Genomic DNA, 19569 nt, shown 5'->3' with positions numbered 1-19569 from the left:
GCTTGGTAGAACGGGAGGGACGAGGTGAAGATGGCGATTGATGAATTGCTATCACATCCGTTGGGGATGATGCTGGGTTATTTCTCCGTGGCAGTGCTGGAGTTGATTGTATTTTTGTCCTGCTTTGAGCTGGTAACCCGTTATAAATGCTGGGAAGAGATCAAGCGAGGCAATGTTTCGGTAGCCATGGCAACGGGTGGGAAAATGTTTGGTATTTGCAACGTGCTCCGCTTTGCGATGGAGGCTAAATCCAGCGTATATGATACGATGATCTGGTCATTCGTTGGTTTTTTACTGCTACTTGCGGCGTACTTTCTTTTTGAATTTCTGACACCGGTATTTTCTATCGATCAAGAGATTAAAGAAGATAACCGTGCGGTCGGCTTGTTCTCTATGATTATTTCAATATCGTTATCGTATGTGATTGGTGCGAGTGTAACTTGACACATCCTGTATACTAAAGCTTGGTATACGCTTCGGAACGGAAGGATGATAAAGCTTGGAAATGACTATTTGTCCATGGTGTAACATGGAAATTATTTGGGATGAAGAATTAGGACCTGAAGAAGAGTGTCCTTATTGCCATAATGATCTGAAAGGATACTCAGACATAGCCGATGAAGAGGAGTCTGAGTCTGTTTCTCCATCTGTTCACAGACATACGGATGGGCATGAAGATGCGACACACGATCATGCGGTTTCTGTAAGTCCGGCGCTCGGCGCTCATGGAAAAGAAGACCTCAAGGGTTATCGTACATTAAGTATTCAGCTCGGCGATGATGAGGAGCAGGATATTTTATACGAGGCAGAGGATGAAATCGTATCTGAAAAGCCAGCTGATGCACCGTTATTGCAGGATAATGAGCTTCATAAGCTGCCTGTGCTGCATACTTTACAAAAATTCGAAGAAAGCGGTGCGGATCTAATGGCTTATGAGCAAGGTGCTGAACAATTACTCGACAGACAAGATGAGGTTCTTGAATGTTCCCAATGTGGAGAGTATATGCTGCATGCGGGTTCGCAAACCGTAACCAGAGAGGGCTTCGAACCATCGATGTCTCCGGTGCTCGGCAAACCTGTTCTGGACTTGCCGTTCGTCTTGAATGTTTATGTGTGTCCTAGCTGCTTCCATGTTCAGCAGACTTTGTCAGAGAATGACCGACTGCGAATGTTGGAGAAGCTCAGCGGTATTTCCAATAATTAAATGGCAATTCCCCGGATAGGTCCCAACTCAATACGGGCATGTTAAATCAAAGAAATCTTTGAACAAGCTGACTCGTAATAAGCTGATTGGTGATTTTTCCGTTAGGGGGAACTGCATTGAAATCAAACCTGAACGGACAATCCATTCTGCTATTAAGCTTGAATGGATTGTTTGTGTTTGCAGCAGCATTGTCCGGCACATTTCTTAATGTGTATTTGTGGAAAAGCAGGCAGGATTACGCGATGATCGGCTGGTTTAATGTCAGTCAACAAATTGCGCTGGGAATTATGGTCTGGGTAGCTGGAAAGTGGGTCAAAGAACATAATAAAATGAATGCCCTGCGCGTGGGAACCGCATTGTCCGGCTTATTTTATCTCATCGTGTTGTATACAGGACCGCAGGCTGTAAACTACATATGGCCGCTCGGAATGTTGTTGGGTGCAGCCTTAGGTTTATTTTGGCTAGCATTTAATGTCATTTTTTTCGAAGTCACGGATCAGGCAAGCCGTGATCATTTTAACGGATGGGTGGGTCTGCTGGGCTCGTTTTCCGGTATAGTGGGTCCTTGGCTCTCTGGTTGGATTATTGCGCGTATGGAGGATGACGCGGGTTATCGCGTGATATTCAGTATTTCTTTGGCATTTTATGTTGTAGGAGTGGTGTTAAGTTTCTTTCTTCGCAAGCGTAAACCGACAGGAAAGTACAATTGGAAAGAGCCTAAGCAGCGTTTGTCGCAAAAAGGAAGTATGTGGCGTCCGTTGTCGTTATCACTTGTTACACAGGGCATCCGTGAAGGAGTGTTTGCTTTCCTGATTACGCTGCTCGTGTATGTAGTTACTCAACAGGAATGGAAGCTAGCACAGTTTTCACTTATTACATCGGGGGTTTCATTTTTCAGCTTTTGGGCTGTCGGAAAATGGCTCAAGCCACACTATCGCTCGGCTGGTATGTTGTTGGGTGCCGTGCTGTTGGTGGTCGCGCTTTTACCATTATTGTGGCGTATGGAGTATAGCACGCTGCTGATTATGGGGATTGGTACCGCTTTATTCATGCCCTTGTATTTAATTCCTATGATTTCTGCGAGCTTTGATCTAATGGGTACGAGTGAAGGAGATGCTAATCAGAGAGTGGAACTGGTTGTACTGCGCGAACTATGCTTAATGATAGGTCGGTTGACAGGAACACTCGTTTTCTTGGGTGTCCTAAGTATTAGCAAGGCTCCTACGGCGATGATCTGGTTGTTGATTGGACTTGCATTGATGCCAGTAATTGGATGGATTTTTATGCGAAGTGTGCTGAAAATGGAACAAAAAACGAAGCAAAGCAAGTCTCATTCCCATGCACGACGCTTGCACAAGCAAACCGAATAATTGAAAAATTCAATACAAAAGAGCCTCCAAATCCGTTGGTATAGGAAAAGGAGGTCTTTTTGTATCACATTTAAATCATCGGTTCTGTTGTCTCAGGCGAGGGTTTGGTGGGACGGGTCAGAGAAAAAAGCTCCATTTCAGGTCGGTGTGTGCCCGTCAGTTCATCAGCCAATAGCTGTGCGGCCACCATACTCGTAACCGTCCCATTTCCCCCGTAACCCTCCAAAAAGTAGCAGTTAGGAAAACGCGGATGTGGACCAATATACGGCAAGCCGTCGCGAGAAGAGCCGAATACAGCCGCCCAAGCATAATCGATTTGAAATGGGACACCGGGAAAATGCTCCTGTAGTGCTTGCAGCAGCTTTTGCTGTTGGTGTAACAATCTGATTTCACGTTGCTTGGCGTTCAGTACAGGCTCATCCAAACCACCAATGATGATGCGCCCTTCCTGTGTTGAGCGCATATATAGATAAGGACGAGCAGTTTCCCAGATCAGACACTGTTCATGCCATAAAGGCGCCTCTCCGATTGGATTGGTGGCGATAGCGTAAGAGCTTTCTAGCACGGCTCCGCGATCTGTTATAATCTCTTGTGTTTCATAACCTGTTGCAAAAACAACTTTTTTTGCACGGATCATCCGGTCATTGGCATGACAAACGACCTCATTTTCTTTGAATTCAAAATGCTTAGCTTCTGTATGCTCATATAAGCGAACCCCGAGACGGCTGGCAGATTGCAGCAGTCCCTGGGCAAACAAAAATGGATTAACCTCGGCATCTTCGTGCGTATACAAGGCTGCTGGTTTTCGAAATGGAAATCGGGCAGCAACCTGTTGCTCATCCCAGTATTCCACTGGAAATCCAAAACGGGTTAACTGTTTGTATTCTTCCTGCAGCACCTGCACATCCTCTGCAGTACTTGCGTAGTACAGGCTACTGCGGCGAATAAAGGAAGGGTCTCTGTCCAGTGTGGCAGCCAGTTGATCTAGCTGATTCAGAGCATCCCTACACATACGGTAAAACAGTACGCCGTTGGTCTCGCCAAACGTGTTAATAAAAGAGGTTAAAGTCTTGTCATTGCTATATTGCAGCAATCCAGTATTGGCTGAAGAACTTCCATGTACCAACCTTCGCTTGTCAATAAGTACAGTGTCGACCTGTCGTTCTCCCAATAACCGGGAGCAGAGGGATCCACCCATCCCGCCGCCGATGATTAGTACATCACAATTTATATCCTCAGCTAAAGGAGGAAAATCCAGCGTTTGCTCCAAGGTACTCGGCCAATACGTATTCCCGCTTATTAATTCCATATAAATAGCACTCCCCATAGGCAATATGTAGTATCTCTTATGTGTACATAGTATTTCGCCAAACGGACAAGATAACCAGCGTGCAACAAAACATTTAAGGAGGGACAAAAAGACTATGCAATCTATGAACATGCAACCCTTGTCAGGCAAAGAACTGGAGTACATCGTTGACTCCATTTCCAATGAGGAACTCCTGTTAAAACAATGTGCGGCGACAGCAGCGTCTATTCAGCAGCCTGCCATTCAACAAGCCTGTTTGCAACTGGCGAAAACTCATGAGCACCACTTGAATGTACTTTTCAATGCTCTTCAACAACATCAACAGCTTGCTCCTATGCAACCGCAGCAGTAATTACTACAAAAGGAGGTTTGACAGGATGTATTCACAAAACAATATGTCATTTATGCCCGAAGAAGATTTGCTCTATAGCATTCTTGCTGATATGAAACGTACAGTACGCGAGTACACAACAGCGACGACAGAATCCAATTGTCCGTCTGTGCGTCAGATGTTCACCGACCTTACGAATGATACATTGCGTATGCAAGGTGATTTGTATCATCTAATGAGCCAGAACAATATGTACGCCGCCCCAACGAAAGCACTGCGCATTGATTTGGACAAACAGATTCAAGAAGCTCGCAAGACCCAACAGGAATGCCAACAGTTCATTCAGCAGAAGTCATCATCCGCCAGAGCATATGGCCAGCCTATGCATCAAGGCCAGTCTACTCACCAAAGTAACCCTTATTATATGTAAACGGGATTTTCCGTTTTTGAAGCAATTTCCCATAACAGCCGTCCGTCTGCCGGGTTTACCGGGGCGGACGGTTTTTCTTTGCAGGTTTAAAGTGCGTATTGTATGATGTATAGTAATCTCTTTCGATGGAGGCCTTATGTAGAATGACAGAGCTGAATGAATTAAAATTAAAAGTACTGGAATTGTTAAAAGAAGATGCAAGAAGAACACCGACTTTGTTGGCTACTTTGCTGGGGGTTGACGAGCAGGATGTACGCACCTCAATTAAAGAGCTCGAAGATCAACACGTGATTGTCAAGTACGCGGCTGTAGTCAATTGGGACAAAGTCGATGACGAAAAGGTTACCGCTTTGATTGAAGTACAGATTACACCTGAGCGTGGAAGAGGATTTGAAGGGATTGCAGAGCGGATTTATTTGTATCCGCAAGTTAAATCTGTTTATCTCATGTCCGGAGCATACGACTTGCTGGTAGAGGTGGAGGGCCGAAACCTCCGTGAAGTCGCTAATTTTGTGTCGGAGAAACTGTCGCCTATTGACTCGGTTTTGTCTACCAAGACTAATTTTACGCTTAAAAAATACAAGCAGGACGGAATTATCTTTGAGGACCATGAGGAAGATAATCGTCTGATGATTTCGCCGTAAAGGAAGATCATGATGAATCTCAAAACAGAAGCATTTACCGACAGCAACAAAGCCATGAGTTCTTATTTATCCCCATTGGTACGCGAGATCCCATCATCGGGTATTCGTAAGTTTTTTGACCTGGTGGGTGGTAACAAGGACATTATTACCCTGGGGGTAGGCGAACCAGATTTTACAACCCCTTGGCACATGCGGGAAGCCTGTGTCTATTCATTGGAGCGAGGCTTCACCAGCTATACATCTAATGCGGGAACGCCAGAACTGCGTGAAGCGATTAGTGAGTATCTGAATGAGCAATTTGACGTCCGCTATGATCCTAAAAATGAGATTATCGTAACAGTTGGAGGTAGCGAGGCGATTGATCTTGCGTTGCGCGCCTTAATTGTACCTGGTGATGAAATTCTCGTGCCTGAGCCGTGTTATATCTCCTATTCTCCAATCACTTCGATTGGAGGCGGGATTCCGGTCGGCATTGAAACGTTTGCCAAAGACGAGTTTAAGCTGACGGCTGAGGCGCTGGAGGCCAAAATTACACCTAAATCCAAGGTGCTAATTTTATGCTATCCGAGCAACCCGACCGGTGCTACGATGACTTATGAAGATTGGCTTCCGATTGCGGAAATCGTGGAAAAACATGATTTGATCGTCATCTCTGATGAGATATATGCCGAATTGAATTATGGCGATAAGCACGTCAGCTTTGCTTCGGTACCGGGTATGATGGATCGTACGATTCTCGTCAGTGGTTTTTCCAAAGCCTTCGCCATGACTGGCTGGCGTATTGGATATACTTGCGGGCATCCTGATTTGATTGCTGCTATGCTCAAAATCCATCAGTACACCGTCATGTGTGCGCCCTCTATGGGCCAAGTTGCAGCCTTGGAAGGCTTGCGAAATGGTATGGGTGAAAAAGATCGAATGGTAGAAGCCTATAATCAGCGTCGTCGTCTAATGGTTGAGGGATTCCGTGACATTGGTCTGGAATGCCACGAGCCAAGAGGGGCTTTTTACGTTTTCCCGAGTATTCAAAGCACAGGCCTCAGCTCGGATGAATTTGCACAGCGCCTACTGGCAGAGGCCAAAGTTGCGGCTGTACCGGGCAATGTGTTTGGTTTGGGAGGCGAAGGGTATCTTCGTTGCTCATACGCGACTTCTGTCACTCAGCTGACGGAAGCTTTGGATCGAATTGGTCATTTTGTAGAAAAAGTGAAAAAAGAAGGTTAAAATTATTTTTTTATGGGTAATTCATAGAAAATAGTCTTTTATTTCTAAATTTCTATGCTATAATTTGAAATCGGAAGCAGGAAGTTCAATTTTTCAATTACAGGAGGAGTGCTCATGTCATATGTTGGATATAATTCGCCGAGTTCAATAGGATACGACATTTCCCTGGAAGATGAAATTTTGTTCCTGCGCAATGAGATGATGCGGACGTTTCAGGAAGAGCAGTCCTTGACCTCTGATCTTGTCATCGAGATTAGCTGCAAACTAGATTTGAAAATCAATGAATACATGAAGCTGTACGGTACGGAATGCAGAGTGTAACTGTGTGAAGTCACCGTAGCTACGAAGAAGGCCGCAGGGCCTTCTTTTTTTGCGTTCACAACTTATGATATATTAGTGGCATGGAAGAGGGGGCGTACAGATGAAAGCAGGGCTAAAAAGGCTATCGCCATGGATCATCGGAATCATAGCACTTGTACTATTGGCTGGATGTGGGGGGCGAGACAAGGACAGCTTCTCCATATTTATTATGGATAAAGGGGATGCTTCAGTCATTCGTGACGAGCTGGCACAAAAGCTTAAGGATAAGCTGGGCGAACAGGCTCCGACAATCGAGATTTCAGTCAGCCCACTGTATAATCAGCAGAAGCTGGTCGTAGAATATGCGGCCGGAGAACATGATTTGTTTCTTTTGCCGGAAGAGGACATGAAGTTGTATGGACAAAATGGTTCGAATCTACCCTTAGATGATGCCTTTGACAAGAAGACATATGCCCGGGGTGTATTCGAAGGCGGCGTATTTAAGAAAAAGGAGCAAGGGGAAGAAGGAACGGATGTCATCAAGGAAACTCATTTGTACGGAATTCCGGTGGAGCAGATGAAGATGTTTAAGGACCTAAAATATAACTCAAACACATTATTTGCTACCGTACCACCACGCACAAGCAATAAGGAAGAAGCCATCAAGGTGCTGAAAGCACTCACAGAATGATAAAGGGGATAAAATAGTATGGGTATTTATACCAGAACAGGTGATGAAGGACAAACTTCTGTGATCGGCGGTCGAGTGTCCAAAGATGACGACCGTGTGGAGGCGTACGGTACTATTGACGAGCTGAACAGCTTTGTAGGACAAGCGATCAGCTTTGCCGAAGGGGAAAAGTTTGCGGACATTCGGACTCAATTGGAAGAAATACAGCAGGAGCTGTTCGATTGTGGTTCAGATTTGGCGTTTGTTAAAATCAGTGAAAGTAAATATAAGGTCAAAGACGAGCTGGCAGAGCGGCTGGAAGGCTGGATTGATGCATGCCAGGAGGAAAACCCGAAGGTGGAGCGCTTTATTATCCCGGGAGGCAGTACATTATCTTCGACGCTTCATGTTTGCCGCACGGTTTGCCGACGTGCGGAACGCCGTGCTGTTACACTAGGTAAGCACACAGATATCAATCCTGCGGTACGCCGGTATTTGAACCGCCTATCCGATTATTTCTTTGTTGTGGCTCGCACTGCGAATGTACGTCAGGGTGTACCTGATGTCGAATATGTTCGCAGCAAAAAAGTGTTCCGCAAATAAGGAGGCAATCAGGAATTTGTGATGAGCTTGTACTATGAACCTATCGTATATATGATCCCTCCTGAGGAGGAGGGCATGCTGCTGAAGACCATTCTACAAAAACGTATGAACATTTCTCGCAAGCTCATATCCAAACTCAAGCTGACCGAACAGGGGATCATGCTGAACGGGATACGTGTGTATATCAGCGTAAAGGTGAAGTCCGGGGATCGAGTAGAGATCCGCATGGAGCGCGAGCGTTCCGATGATATTTTACCGGAACCCATTCCTTTTGAGATTTTGTTTGAGGATGAACATCTGTTAGTAGTGAACAAGGCGGCGGGGATGATTGTCCATCCGACTCACGGTCATTACACAGGAACGCTGGCGAACGGGGTTGTGCATTATTGGCAGACCAAGGGAGAGCTGTTTCGGTTTCGTCCTGTTCATCGTCTTGATCAGGAGACGACCGGCGTGCTGGTTGTAGCTAAAAATCCGTATGTACACCAGCATATTTCCGAACAGATGATTGCGGGAACGGTGGACAAGCGCTATACAGCTTTGGTGCATGGGCGCCCTGAGCAGCAGGAAGGCAGGGTGGACGGACCGATTGACCGCAACCCGGATAATCCGCATTTGCGTATGGTGACTCCAGATGGTTATCCTGCCCTTACGCTATATAAGCTGGAGGAAGTATGGAGCGAAGGAAGCCGCATCAGTCTAAAATTGGAATCCGGACGTACGCACCAAATTCGGGTTCACATGACATATATCGGATGCCCGTTGATCGGAGACAAAATGTACCGGATTACACCCGATGACGCTGTGCAACGTGAGCGATATGATCAGCTTGATGCCAAGATGCCTCGACAAGCCCTGCATGCTTCAGAATTATCCTTGGTGCATCCTGTGACCGGGGAGCGAATGACGTTTTGTGCTCCTCTACCGGATGATATGATCGGAATGCAAGCGCTATTAATGGCTCAATATCCAGAATAAATATTCAACAAAGATTGAAACCAAATGGAGGTTAATCTAGCGATGAGCCAACTGAAAGTATACCAGTATTCTAAATGCAGCACCTGTCGTAATGCAGTGAAATGGCTGCAAAACAAGGGGCATGAGACGGAACTGATTCCTATTTTTGAACAACCGCCCGGCCCGGAGGAATTGGAAGACTTGATAAAAAAAAGCGGGCTGGAACTGAAAAAGTTTTTCAATACGAGCGGTGAAGTATACAAAGAATTAAAGCTGAAAGATAAGCTTGGAGACATGAGCCGTGAAGAGCAAATTTCGCTTTTGTCCTCGAATGGAAGATTAATTAAACGCCCGATTGTAACTGACGGGAATAAAGTAACCGTAGGATTCAAAGAGGAAACATTTGAGGGGACATGGGGAGCTCAGTAAAGCCCAATTTACCCCCACATTATGTTATACTGTGAGGGTTAAATATTATGATGAATGGGAGCAATACAATCTGTGACACAACGCAATGAACAATCCGTAATGCTGGTTGACGGCATGGCTCTGCTTTTTCGTGCTTATTATGCAACCGCTGCAAACGGTTATATCCGTCGTACAAAAGCTGGAGTACCAACGAACGCCATATATGGTTTTATTCGATATTTTTGGGATGCAGTTCAAACCTTTAATCCTACACATGTCATTTGCTGCTGGGATATGGGTGGAACGACATTCCGTGGGGAACATTTTGCTGCGTATAAGGGCAACCGTGCCGACGCGCCAGATGATTTGATTCCTCAATTTACTTTGATCCGTGAAGTGACGGACAGCCTCGGCATTCCCAACATTGGGGCGGAAGGCTTTGAAGCGGATGATTGTATCGGTACGCTCGCACGTCATTATTCGCAAAATGAGGATATGGATGTCATGATTCTCTCGGGAGATCATGATTTACTTCAATTGGTAGATGAGCGGACACGGGTCATTATTATGAAAAAAGGGCATGGAAATTATATGGTATATACCCCGGAGACCCTGCTGTCAGAAAAAGGGCTTAAGCCAAGCCAAGTGGTCGACCTCAAAGGCTTGATGGGTGATGCAAGTGACAATTACCCGGGAGTACGCGGAATCGGTGAGAAAACTGCCCTCAAGCTGGTGCAGGAGTACGACTCCATTGAAGGCATTCTGGAAAATCTGGATCAATTGACTCCATCGGTTCGTAAAAAGATCGAGAGTGATTTGGATATGCTGCATCTTTCACGCAAACTTGCTAAGATTCACTGTGATGTGCCTGTTGCGTGTGCTTTAGACAGCTGTCTGTTGACGCTGGATCACGTGCAAATTGTCGATAAGTTTGAGCAGCTTGAAATGAAGAGCTTGTGTACGTTGATGGGTGTCGCAACCGGATCATAATGAAGCTGTTAGGCTTGTGCTGTGCATTTCAGGTGGACTAAGTTATATAGGGATGCTGGCGCTTGGTGCGTTAGTGTCCTTATTTGTATACAACTAACTCAGCTTAGGTATATAACCATGTGAAGGATTTTATACAATTGTGATAAGGGGATTGACCTTAGGCTCGTTTCAGGTGAATATAATGGAGAGAGATCATGGAGAGGGGATTACAGCAGCTATGACAGTATTGGGAGCAATTGAGGCAGGCGGTACCAAATTTGTATGTGGAATTGGAAATGAACGAGGAGAAGTATTGGAAAGAGCAAGCTTTCCAACAACGACTCCAGCAGAAACCATGGAGAATGTCATTGCATTTTTTGAAGGCAAGGGGATTGAAGCGCTGGGTGTAGGCTCATTCGGACCGATTGATCCTATCGAAGGCAGTGATACATATGGTTATATTACAACAACGCCAAAGCCGCATTGGGGAAATTATAATCTGATTGGCAAACTGAAGGAGCATTTCGATGTACCTATGGGGTTTGACACGGATGTGAATGGAGCAGCACTGGGTGAGTCCATTTGGGGTGCGGCTAAAGGATTGGACAACTGTCTGTATATTACAATAGGTACAGGCATCGGAGCGGGTGCTTTGGTTGGCGGAAAGCTGGTACATGGATTATCCCACCCGGAAATGGGACATATTTTGGTACGTCGTCATCCAGAAGATCACTATGAGGGCACATGTCCATATCATGGAGATTGTCTGGAAGGACTGGCAGCGGGGCCAGCACTCGAAAAAAGATGGAAGGTTAAAGGGCATGAGCTTTCTGTGGATCACCCGGCCTGGGAAATGGAGGCGCATTATCTGGCCCAGGCTTTAATGAGCTATGTATTAATCCTGTCACCGCAAAAAATTATTATGGGCGGCGGAGTAATGAAGCAGGATCAATTGTTCCCGCTCATTCGTACCAAGCTTCAACAACTTTTAAATGGGTACGTACAGCATCCGAGTCTGACTACAGAAATTGAGCAATATATCGTATCTCCGGGCTTGGGTGACAATGCTGGATTGTGCGGTGCTCTGGCTTTGGCCAAGGAAAAGCTGAATTCTTAGAATTTATGGTTGACGGTACTCCAAGGTCCGGTTATCATATAGGCAACAGCATAGTACGGATCAAAAAGGGAAGCACCTTTCTTGCGAATACGCAGGATAGGTGCTTTTTTTTGCGTTGTGTATTGTGCGAGTCAGTCATTTTAACCTTATGAGGGAGGAAGAACCATGGAGATTGTATTTTTAAACCGCTTGTCCAAACAGAATGAAGAAGGCTGCGAGGACTTTGCGCAGGTATGGATCGGACAACATGAAGGGGGATGGAGTGCAGGCTGGAGCACACATCATGTCCCAGATGAAAGTATAGACGACCTTTGGTATGAAGGCAGTTTGTGGCAGGAATTACTGCATGTATACCGTCATGAGCTGGCACTCAAGATGGCTGAGGGCTACAGGCCTCTAATTCATGGCGTTTTTCATGAGCAAGAAGGATCATCAGGACGTGGACAAACGCTACAAAAGCTGTATTGCTATAGTGATTTGTTTCCGCGTGATGAGGTGTATGAACAATTAACATTGTGGAGACGGCAAAAGGCAGCAACTGAGCGAAAAGCACCTTATTTTATCGCTACGAATCGACTACTTCGACTCATCAGCGTCTATCTTCCTCATACCGAAGAAGAATTGTTAGAACTACCTGGTATGGGCCTGGGTAAGGTGTCGCAATATGGGACGGAGCTATTGGCTATAACGAAACAAAATGATCGGACCACGCCCTTTCCGCTGAACTGGGTAACAGAGACACTTGAAGAAGAAGATTTTTTGTCATGGCTGTACAAGCAAAAAGAAAACCAGTACAGACAGGAACTGAATAAGTTTAGCCTGACTAGAGCGATTATCGAAGGCATTTCGGACGGTCTTTCACTGGAGCATATCGGAATGAAGACAGGCTTGCACCGTCGAGAAATGATTGAAGCTGTGGAGCATTTGGATAGGGATGGAATGGATATGGAGAACCTGATCCGCAAGGAATTGGCACATGTATCAGAGGAGGAGCAGGCAGCCATCTGGTCTGCTTATGCAGAGTTGGGAGATACGCTGCTCAAGCCCATTATGCTAAAAGTGTATGGAGAAGAAAAAGCGACGGAAGCAGGGCTGGATCAAATTTATGAGCGACTGCGACTGATTCGTATACGGTTCCGCCATCAGGAGATACCTGACCGACATGTTGGATAATATAGAGACGATTGAAAGTGTCCTAAAGTAAAAATAAGGTGCAACATAAAAAAAGCAGCAGCGAGTTCCTTATAGGAATCGGCTGCTGCTTTTGATGACCAAGCTTGAAAACCGAAATAATTCAAACCCAATCTTTCTTGCGGAAAATACAGAACATACTGACACCTAGTGCCACCATAATCCCAATGACGACAAAATAACCATAACGTGTATGAAGCTCAGGCATATTATCAAAGTTCATCCCATATATTCCGGTAATGACCGTCAACGGCATAAATACAGTTGTAATGGCGGTAAACACACGCATGATTTCATTAGCACGGTTGGCGATACTTGACTGATAAGCTTCTCTAAGGTTCCCCATCAAGTCGCGATAAGTTTCGAAAGTCTCCGAAATTTTCACAGCATTTTCATAAATGTCGCTAAAATATTTTTGTAGTTGATCGTCGATAAGCCGCAAATCCCGTTTGTTCAGGGTATTGATGACTTCCTTTTGTGGGCCGAGCACTTTTTTTAGCCATAGAATTTCACTGCGCAATCCGATGATTTCGTTCAAGTGCGACTTTTTCGTATGCATTAGAATGTCTTCTTCCAGCTTTTCAATACGAACTTCAATCCGGTCACCAACCAGAAAATAGTTATCAACGATCAAATCGACCAACAGATACATAAAACGGTCAGGCTGGCTAACTTCCTGCTCCCACAGCATAGGCTTGAGAGTACGAAGCTCATTGATTTTCTGCTTGGTCACCGTAATGATAAAATGGCGGCCGAGAAAAATGTTCAAAGCACGCAAAAATATTTCTTCATCATCAAAACGAATACTATTTACAACGATAAAATAATGGCTTTCATAAATTTCAATCTTTGGACGCTGTTCTTCTTCACTCAAACAGTCTTCTACTGCAAGATCATGCATAGAAAATAAGGGCTGAAGCACTGTCAGATCCTCGACATCGGCATCAATCCAATAAAAGCCTTCTGCCGGTGCAGTGAGCGCCATTTCAATTTCTTCGACAGGGGTAAAAACCCCGTTGTTAACCAAACGGATTTTCATATATGTCACTCCTTATGCTCCGTCGTAACGGAAATACGTTTACCTTAAGCATAAGGAATGGACTCAGTTAGCCAGTTAGCCGGTGCGGGTAAGCGTGCATACCATCAAAAGCAGAAGGCTTTTGGAGCATGCGGAGCCTGGCGTCCCGTCTTTCGGCAAGCTGAAGTCATTCCTATGCTGTTGTTCAGGGATCGCCGCCTATTCGGACTCGGGTCGCCTTCCATTCCGGATTCACCTCACATATGTTCTTTTTTAGGTTGCCACAGTATCGAAGAAAACACTCTAATCTACACTGTTGCACCGTATTTTTGCCTATTAGCACTTGTATAGTATAACGCTCGGCCTACGGCCTTTCAAGGGCAAAATCATGGGCTAAATCAACAGCAGTCATATGAGCTTCTGCGAAAGGGGGATATGATTTAACCTATGGAAAAGGTAGACAAAATGTGAATGCAGGGCACAAATTTACAAGTCCATCTTGACGAAGCCCAGCCGATGCATTAAAGTGAACAACAAGAACTTTGTGAACCCAAAATGAATATAGCGAAATCTTATCAAGAGCAGGTGGAGGGACTAGCCCGATGATACCCGGCAACCGGCGATTTTATCGCACGGTGCTAATTCTTGCAGGACTCGCGCTTTGTACAAAGAAGCGTAGCCCTGACAGATGAGAGAGGCGCATATGGATACAAATATGACCTTTCTCTAACCGAGAAAGGTCTTTTTATTATATGCCCGGCATCTCTACCAGACGATTTTCGCACAACTTACCGATCAAGGAGTGAGTTTACATGCCGATTAAAATTCCAGATACACTGCCTGCTAAGGAAGTACTGGAGGGCGAAAATATTTTCGTAATGGACGAAAGCCTGGCTTATCATCAGGATATTCGTCCGTTGCGCATCGCCATTTTGAATTTGATGCCTACGAAGGAAACAACGGAAACCCAACTGTTGCGTCTGGTCGGCAATACGCCGTTACAAGTGGATGTCACGTTGGTGCATATGAAGTCACATGTATCTAAAAATACATCGCAAGAATATTTGAACATGTTTTATAAAACGTTTGATGAGATCAAGAACAGTCGTTTTGACGGCATGATTATTACAGGAGCCCCCGTAGAACAACTTGAGTTTGAAGATGTGACCTACTGGCAGGAGATCCGGCAAATCTTTGAGTGGACGAAAACAAATGTTACTTCGACCATGCATATCTGTTGGGCCTCACAGGCAGGCTTATACCATCATTTCAATGTTCCGAAATACGGGCTCGACACCAAATGCTTTGGGGTATTCCCACACACCGTTATTAAACCTAAAGTGAAACTGCTACGCGGCTTTGATGAACTGTTTTATGCTCCCCACTCTCGGCATACCGAGGTTCGGCGGGAAGATATTGACCATATTGCCGAATTAGAAGTTTTATCCGAATCCGAGGAAGCCGGAGTGTACCTGGTAGCCACGCTTGATGGTAAACAAATTTTTGTAACAGGGCATTCAGAATATGACCCACTTTCGCTGAAATGGGAATACGATCGCGATATAGCCAAAGGACTGGATATTGACGTCCCCAAAAATTATTATCCTAATGATGATCCTGGACGCATACCGCCCTCGATCTGGCGGGCTCATGCCAATTTATTATTTTCAAATTGGCTTAACTATTATGTATACCAAGAAACACCTTATGATATCGGACCTCAGATTTAAAAATGGGTTTGTAGTTTACCCTTATACAGTACCACCTTGCAGTAGCGCAGCAGTATAGTCTTGGACATCCATTTTTGCAGCATATGTTATAGCACCTACTATGGAAGTGAACAGGAGGATTCATATGAGTGAGAAGCAGTGGAGAATCGAAAGCAGATTGGCACAAATCGGTTCAGTAGAGGAGCCAGTAACCGGGGCTGTTAATTACCCGATTTACCAATCTACGGCGTTCCGCCATCCCCGTCTGGGTCAAAGCACAGGGTTTGATTACATTCGGACGATTAATCCCACGCGAAAGGTACTGGAAGAGGCTGCTGCTGCACTTGAATCTGGTGATGCAGGCTTTGCTTGCAGTTCAGGTATGGCAGCGCTGCAAACGGTATTTGCTTTGTTTGGACAGGGAGACCACCTCATTGTATCGCTGGATCTTTATGGCGGGACCTATCGTTTGCTAGAGCGTATTTTATCCAAATTTGGTGTGACCGCAACTTATGTGGATACAAACGATCTCGAAGCACTCCAACAGTCATGTCGACCGAATACCAAAGCCGTATTCATAGAAACGCCTACCAATCCGTTAATGATGATAACTGATATTCAGGCAGTGGCTGCATGGGCATCACAACATGAGTTGCTTACTATTGTAGATAATACGCTGCTAACACCATATTTCCAGCGGCCATTGGAACTAGGTGCGGATATTGTGGTACATAGCGCAACCAAATATTTGGGCGGACACAACGATGTGCTGGCAGGGTTGATTGTAAGCAAAGGAAAAGAGCTGTCAGCTGAAATTTCCTTCCTGCACAATTCCATAGGGGCCGTGCTTTCCCCAAGCGACTGCTATCAGTTGATGAAGGGGATGAAGACGTTAGCGCTACGTATGGATCGACATGAGCATAATGCTACGGTGTTGTCTAATTATTTACTGATGCATCCAGCAGTGGCGGAAGTATTTTACCCGGCGCTTGAGGGCCATCCAGGTCGTGAGATACAAAATAAACAATCCAGCGGAAACACGGGTATTTTCTCTTTCAAAGTAAAGGATGCTCGCTATGTGGAGCCTTTGCTTCGTCATATTAAGCTTATTGCGTTTGCCGAAAGTCTAGGCGGTGTGGAATCGCTAATGACCTATCCTGCTGTGCAGACACATGCGGACATACCAGCAGAAATTCGGGATGCAGTCGGGGTAGATGACAGGTTGCTTCGTTTCTCCGTAGGTATCGAGCATACAGATGACCTGATTGAAGATTTGCGTTCGGCACTGGAAGCGGCACGTCAAGAAGTAGAAGGAGGGGAGCAGTAATGATAGAGGATGCGAGGAAGATCGGAGAGGATCTGGACAAAGGGCGGAAATTCGCAACCAAGCTGCTGCATTTTGGCTCTGAAATTGACAGTGTTACAGGGGCATCGAGTGTCCCGATCTATCAAGCTTCGACCTTTCACCATCATGATATTTTTAATCCCCCACAGCATGATTATAGCCGATCAGGTAATCCGACACGACAAGCTTTGGAGGATTATATCGCCTTATTAGAAGGCGGAGCTTGCGGTTTTGCCTTTGCATCAGGTATGGCTGCCATCTCCACTACATTTATGCTCTTATCCGCTGGTGATCATGTCATTGTTTCGGAGGACGTATATGGAGGAACATATCGACTGCTGACCTCCATCTTGAAACGGATGAATATTGAAACGACCTTCGTTGATATGACGGATCTCAACCTTGTGAAAGAGGCGTTGCAGGAAAATACAAGGGCTGTGTATATGGAAACCCCGTCTAATCCGACCCTCAAAATTACCAATGTAGCTGGAATAACCTCATGGGCAAGGGAAAATGGACTTTTGACGTTATTGGATAATACTTTTATGACACCTTATTATCAACGTCCGATTGAGCAGGGAGTCGATATTGTATTGCACAGTGCGACCAAGTTTTTGGGTGGACACAGCGACGTACTGGCAGGGCTTGCGGTAGCTCGTACTGAGTCGTTGGGGAGACAAATCAAGCAGCTTCAGAATGGATTAGGTACTGTGCTGGCACCGCAAGAGTCTTGGCTGCTCATGCGTGGTATGAAGACACTGGAGGCACGTATGGCTCACAGCGAAAAAAGTGCAGCTAAGCTTGCCAATTGGCTAAACGAGCGCAATGACATTGAAGCGGTATACTATCCGGGCCTGGAAAATCATCCAGGGCGTGTGATTCATGAGAGTCAATCGAGCGGTTATGGTGCAGTGATATCGTTTGATGTGGGTTCGGGTGAACGTGCCAAAGGGATTCTCAGTCGCGTACGGATTCCCATTGTGGCGGTGAGTCTGGGAGCTGTGGAAAGTATTTTGTCGTACCCAGCAATGATGTCACATGCGGCTATGCCGCAAAGTGTACGGTTGGAGCGCGGGATTACAGACGGACTACTTCGTTTCTCCGTAGGTCTGGAGGACATTGATGACCTGATCCGTGATCTGGATGAGGCGCTGAGCTAGAATGTTAGACGCCCATAGCATCTCAACGTTATACGAAGGAAGCAAATAGGTACAGCCCTAAGCAGCAGGTTTCCGGTATTCAGGAGACTTGCTGTTTTCTATATGAAAGACATGATAGACAGTGTGAAAAAAGGCACTTTTCAGTCTAAGTATGGTTCCTTACCAAAAGATATGTTAGTATTATCATTAGGTTTTACTATGCTAAATAGCACAGACAACATACAAGGCTAGTCATGAACATACATTACGGCAGGGTTCGAACGCAGGTTTGTGAAAGCATTCTCGTTCATAAGTCCTGTCTTTCATTTCGTCGCCCTGTGACAGCGAAGGAGGATACACCATGAGTGTAATCGACCATATTTTAGATAAAGCCCTGCGCGGCGAACGCCTGAATTTAGAGGATACCGTTGCTTTGTTCGAATCAGACGAGGTTGAAAAAATAGGTCATGCGGCGAATAAAGTCATGAATCGCATGCATCCCGATCCCATAAAAACCTTCGTCATCGGACGAAATATTAACTATACGAACGTGTGTGACGTATACTGCCGCTTTTGCGCTTTTTACCGCAGACCGGGTTCCGATGAAGGTTATGTTTTGCCGGATGAGGTGATTTTCCAAAAAATTAAGGAAACGCAGGATGTAGGTGGCACCGAAATCTTAATGCAAGGCGGTGTAAATCCAAACCTGCCGTTCAGCTATTATACCGATTTGCTGAAAGCTATTAAGGAACGTTTTCCAGATATTACAATGCACTCCTTCTCACCAGCTGAAATTCACAAAATGAAGGAAAAATCCGGCCTATCCATGGAGGAAACGATCCGAGCCATTCATGAAGCTGGATTGGATTCGCTGCCGGGTGGAGGCGGAGAAATTTTGGATGACCGTACACGCCGCAAAATTAGCCGTCTCAAAGGCTCCTGGCGTGATTGGATGGATGTCATGCAAACAGCTCACAAGGTTGGGATGAACACAACGGCTACCATGGTAATCGGATTTGGCGAGCTGATGGAGGAGCGTGCGCTGCATTTGCTGCGTGTCCGTGATGCTCAGGACGAATGCATTGAAAACAAATATAATTCTGAAGGATTTCTGGCCTTTATTCCTTGGACCTTCCAACCAGACAACACGAATTTGAAGAAAGAACGCCAGACGCCAGAGGAATATTTGAAGACTGTAGCGATCAGTCGTCTTGTTTTGGATAACATCAAGCATATCCAGTCTTCATGGGTAACGATGGGACCGGAAATCGGTAAAAAATCACTGTACTACGGTTGTGATGATTTTGGCAGCACCATGATTGAGGAAAATGTAGTTTCCGCTGCAGGCGCAACGTATAAGGTTAACATCGAATCCATTTTACAGTTGATCCGTGAGACGGGTCACATTCCGGCACAGCGCAATACCCGTTATGATATTATTCGTACTTTTGACAGTGCCAGCAGTATTGAGCATGACTTTATTATGCAAAATTAATATCAGCTAATATCGTACATTACAAAACGCTTATCTTTCACTATCCTATGTACAAGGATAGTGAAGATAAGCGTTTTTGTGCGGAAGAGTGAATACTACAATATCTTTAATCTTTTTTCTATTATGGTTAATATAT

The 19569-nt window shown here is 45.3% G+C and carries 21 protein-coding genes and 1 riboswitch; of the genes, 19 read left to right on the top strand and 2 right to left on the bottom strand.

The window, feature by feature from the left end:
• Positions 1 to 30 precede the first annotated feature (30 nt).
• The 3 genes from G9G57_RS18755 to G9G57_RS18745 all read left to right on the top strand — a co-directional run bounded on the left by G9G57_RS18755 (position 31) and on the right by G9G57_RS18745 (position 2574).
• Positions 31 to 444: a DUF350 domain-containing protein gene (locus G9G57_RS18755; protein WP_014599569.1), complete on the top strand. Its 414-nt coding sequence runs from the start codon at positions 31 to 33 to the stop codon at positions 442 to 444.
• Between the two features lie 55 nt (positions 445 to 499).
• Positions 500 to 1204, top strand: a complete 705-nt coding sequence (locus G9G57_RS18750; protein ID WP_044785882.1) for a hypothetical protein — start codon at positions 500 to 502, stop codon at positions 1202 to 1204.
• Between the two features lie 116 nt (positions 1205 to 1320).
• A complete protein-coding gene (locus G9G57_RS18745) occupies positions 1321 to 2574 on the top strand; it encodes an MFS transporter (RefSeq protein WP_044785884.1) in 1254 nt (417 codons plus the stop codon).
• Between the two features lie 70 nt (positions 2575 to 2644).
• Here the strand turns inward: G9G57_RS18745 and G9G57_RS18740 are convergent, their stop codons facing one another.
• Positions 2645 to 3883: an NAD(P)/FAD-dependent oxidoreductase gene (locus G9G57_RS18740; RefSeq protein WP_044785885.1), complete on the bottom strand. Its 1239-nt coding sequence runs from the start codon at positions 3881 to 3883 to the stop codon at positions 2645 to 2647.
• 115 nt (positions 3884 to 3998) lie between these two features.
• On the opposite strand from G9G57_RS18740, the gene G9G57_RS18735 reads away from it, so the two are divergent.
• The 12 genes from G9G57_RS18735 (at position 3999) to G9G57_RS18680 (ending at position 12709) form a co-directional block, all read left to right on the top strand.
• Positions 3999 to 4235 (top strand): hypothetical protein, encoded by a 237-nt coding sequence (locus G9G57_RS18735; protein WP_016820532.1) that lies wholly within the window; start codon positions 3999 to 4001, stop codon positions 4233 to 4235.
• A 25-nt stretch (positions 4236 to 4260) separates the two neighbouring features.
• Positions 4261 to 4644 (top strand): spore coat protein, encoded by a 384-nt coding sequence (locus tag G9G57_RS18730; RefSeq protein WP_016820531.1) that lies wholly within the window; start codon positions 4261 to 4263, stop codon positions 4642 to 4644.
• A 143-nt stretch (positions 4645 to 4787) separates the two neighbouring features.
• Positions 4788 to 5288, top strand: a complete 501-nt coding sequence (locus tag G9G57_RS18725) for an Lrp/AsnC family transcriptional regulator (RefSeq protein WP_016820530.1) — start codon at positions 4788 to 4790, stop codon at positions 5286 to 5288.
• A gap of 12 nt (positions 5289 to 5300) precedes the next feature.
• Entirely contained in the window at positions 5301 to 6512 is a 1212-nt protein-coding gene (locus G9G57_RS18720) for an aminotransferase class I/II-fold pyridoxal phosphate-dependent enzyme (protein WP_016820529.1), read from the top strand.
• Positions 6513 to 6626: 114 nt separating this feature from the next.
• Positions 6627 to 6833 (top strand): aspartyl-phosphate phosphatase Spo0E family protein, encoded by a 207-nt coding sequence (locus G9G57_RS18715; RefSeq protein ID WP_016820528.1) that lies wholly within the window; start codon positions 6627 to 6629, stop codon positions 6831 to 6833.
• Between the two features lie 100 nt (positions 6834 to 6933).
• Entirely contained in the window at positions 6934 to 7503 is a 570-nt protein-coding gene (locus G9G57_RS18710; protein WP_164965388.1) for a hypothetical protein, read from the top strand.
• Positions 7504 to 7521: 18 nt separating this feature from the next.
• A complete protein-coding gene (locus G9G57_RS18705; RefSeq protein WP_016820526.1) occupies positions 7522 to 8085 on the top strand; it encodes a cob(I)yrinic acid a,c-diamide adenosyltransferase in 564 nt (187 codons plus the stop codon).
• A gap of 21 nt (positions 8086 to 8106) precedes the next feature.
• Positions 8107 to 9063 carry an RluA family pseudouridine synthase gene (locus G9G57_RS18700; RefSeq protein ID WP_164965407.1) on the top strand — a complete coding sequence of 319 codons (957 nt, stop codon included), beginning with the start codon at positions 8107 to 8109 and terminating at the stop codon, positions 9061 to 9063.
• A gap of 42 nt (positions 9064 to 9105) precedes the next feature.
• On the top strand, positions 9106 to 9471 hold the full coding sequence (locus G9G57_RS18695; protein WP_019686701.1) for an arsenate reductase family protein: 366 nt from the start codon (positions 9106 to 9108) through the stop codon (positions 9469 to 9471).
• A 72-nt stretch (positions 9472 to 9543) separates the two neighbouring features.
• Complete coding sequence (locus G9G57_RS18690) at positions 9544 to 10440, top strand: 5'-3' exonuclease (RefSeq protein WP_016820523.1); 897 nt, start codon at positions 9544 to 9546, stop codon at positions 10438 to 10440.
• Between the two features lie 217 nt (positions 10441 to 10657).
• On the top strand, positions 10658 to 11536 hold the full coding sequence (locus G9G57_RS18685; RefSeq protein WP_031463162.1) for an ROK family protein: 879 nt from the start codon (positions 10658 to 10660) through the stop codon (positions 11534 to 11536).
• A gap of 165 nt (positions 11537 to 11701) precedes the next feature.
• A complete protein-coding gene (locus G9G57_RS18680; protein WP_164965387.1) occupies positions 11702 to 12709 on the top strand; it encodes an HRDC domain-containing protein in 1008 nt (335 codons plus the stop codon).
• A 121-nt stretch (positions 12710 to 12830) separates the two neighbouring features.
• On the opposite strand, the gene corA is transcribed toward G9G57_RS18680, so the two are convergent.
• Entirely contained in the window at positions 12831 to 13766 is a 936-nt protein-coding gene (corA, locus tag G9G57_RS18675; RefSeq protein ID WP_013370115.1) for a magnesium/cobalt transporter CorA, read from the bottom strand.
• Between the two features lie 548 nt (positions 13767 to 14314).
• Positions 14315 to 14440: riboswitch (SAM riboswitch) on the top strand.
• 117 nt (positions 14441 to 14557) lie between these two features.
• On the opposite strand from corA, the gene metA reads away from it, so the two are divergent.
• The 4 genes from metA (at position 14558) to mqnC (ending at position 19433) form a co-directional block, all read left to right on the top strand.
• Entirely contained in the window at positions 14558 to 15475 is a 918-nt protein-coding gene (gene metA, locus G9G57_RS18670) for a homoserine O-acetyltransferase MetA (RefSeq protein WP_017426648.1), read from the top strand.
• A gap of 124 nt (positions 15476 to 15599) precedes the next feature.
• Positions 15600 to 16781: a PLP-dependent transferase gene (locus tag G9G57_RS18665; RefSeq protein ID WP_164965386.1), complete on the top strand. Its 1182-nt coding sequence runs from the start codon at positions 15600 to 15602 to the stop codon at positions 16779 to 16781.
• Positions 16781 to 17959 carry an aminotransferase class I/II-fold pyridoxal phosphate-dependent enzyme gene (locus tag G9G57_RS18660; RefSeq protein WP_164965385.1) on the top strand — a complete coding sequence of 393 codons (1179 nt, stop codon included), beginning with the start codon at positions 16781 to 16783 and terminating at the stop codon, positions 17957 to 17959. Before G9G57_RS18665 ends, G9G57_RS18660 begins: the two co-directional genes overlap by 1 nt.
• Before the next feature lie 340 nt (positions 17960 to 18299).
• Positions 18300 to 19433: a cyclic dehypoxanthinyl futalosine synthase gene (gene mqnC, locus G9G57_RS18655; RefSeq protein ID WP_016820516.1), complete on the top strand. Its 1134-nt coding sequence runs from the start codon at positions 18300 to 18302 to the stop codon at positions 19431 to 19433.
• Positions 19434 to 19569 lie beyond the last annotated feature (136 nt).

The organism is Paenibacillus sp. EKM211P, from assembly GCF_011066175.1.
Lineage (GTDB): Bacteria > Bacillota > Bacilli > Paenibacillales > Paenibacillaceae > Paenibacillus > Paenibacillus polymyxa.
The sequence above is the reverse complement of the archived record's forward strand: the minus strand, read 5'-3'. Positions and strand labels throughout refer to the sequence as shown.

What these genes read in the sequence shown, in the direction of transcription:
- mqnC (WP_016820516.1), top strand. Translation starts at nt 18,300, where the DNA reads ATGAGTGTAATCGACCATATTTTAGATAAAGCCCTGCGCGGCGAACGC.
- G9G57_RS18705 (WP_016820526.1), top strand. Translation starts at nt 7,522, where the DNA reads ATGGGTATTTATACCAGAACAGGTGATGAAGGACAAACTTCTGTGATC.
- G9G57_RS18695 (WP_019686701.1), top strand. Translation starts at nt 9,106, where the DNA reads ATGAGCCAACTGAAAGTATACCAGTATTCTAAATGCAGCACCTGTCGT.
- G9G57_RS18660 (WP_164965385.1), top strand. Translation starts at nt 16,781, where the DNA reads ATGATAGAGGATGCGAGGAAGATCGGAGAGGATCTGGACAAAGGGCGG.
- G9G57_RS18730 (WP_016820531.1), top strand. Translation starts at nt 4,261, where the DNA reads ATGTATTCACAAAACAATATGTCATTTATGCCCGAAGAAGATTTGCTC.
- G9G57_RS18740 (WP_044785885.1), bottom strand. Translation starts at nt 3,883, where the DNA reads ATGGAATTAATAAGCGGGAATACGTATTGGCCGAGTACCTTGGAGCAA.
- G9G57_RS18720 (WP_016820529.1), top strand. Translation starts at nt 5,301, where the DNA reads ATGAATCTCAAAACAGAAGCATTTACCGACAGCAACAAAGCCATGAGT.
- G9G57_RS18715 (WP_016820528.1), top strand. Translation starts at nt 6,627, where the DNA reads ATGTCATATGTTGGATATAATTCGCCGAGTTCAATAGGATACGACATT.
- G9G57_RS18700 (WP_164965407.1), top strand. Translation starts at nt 8,107, where the DNA reads ATGAGCTTGTACTATGAACCTATCGTATATATGATCCCTCCTGAGGAG.
- metA (WP_017426648.1), top strand. Translation starts at nt 14,558, where the DNA reads ATGCCGATTAAAATTCCAGATACACTGCCTGCTAAGGAAGTACTGGAG.
- G9G57_RS18685 (WP_031463162.1), top strand. Translation starts at nt 10,658, where the DNA reads ATGACAGTATTGGGAGCAATTGAGGCAGGCGGTACCAAATTTGTATGT.
- G9G57_RS18735 (WP_016820532.1), top strand. Translation starts at nt 3,999, where the DNA reads ATGCAATCTATGAACATGCAACCCTTGTCAGGCAAAGAACTGGAGTAC.
- G9G57_RS18755 (WP_014599569.1), top strand. Translation starts at nt 31, where the DNA reads ATGGCGATTGATGAATTGCTATCACATCCGTTGGGGATGATGCTGGGT.
- G9G57_RS18710 (WP_164965388.1), top strand. Translation starts at nt 6,934, where the DNA reads ATGAAAGCAGGGCTAAAAAGGCTATCGCCATGGATCATCGGAATCATA.
- G9G57_RS18665 (WP_164965386.1), top strand. Translation starts at nt 15,600, where the DNA reads ATGAGTGAGAAGCAGTGGAGAATCGAAAGCAGATTGGCACAAATCGGT.
- corA (WP_013370115.1), bottom strand. Translation starts at nt 13,766, where the DNA reads ATGAAAATCCGTTTGGTTAACAACGGGGTTTTTACCCCTGTCGAAGAA.
- G9G57_RS18680 (WP_164965387.1), top strand. Translation starts at nt 11,702, where the DNA reads ATGGAGATTGTATTTTTAAACCGCTTGTCCAAACAGAATGAAGAAGGC.
- G9G57_RS18725 (WP_016820530.1), top strand. Translation starts at nt 4,788, where the DNA reads ATGACAGAGCTGAATGAATTAAAATTAAAAGTACTGGAATTGTTAAAA.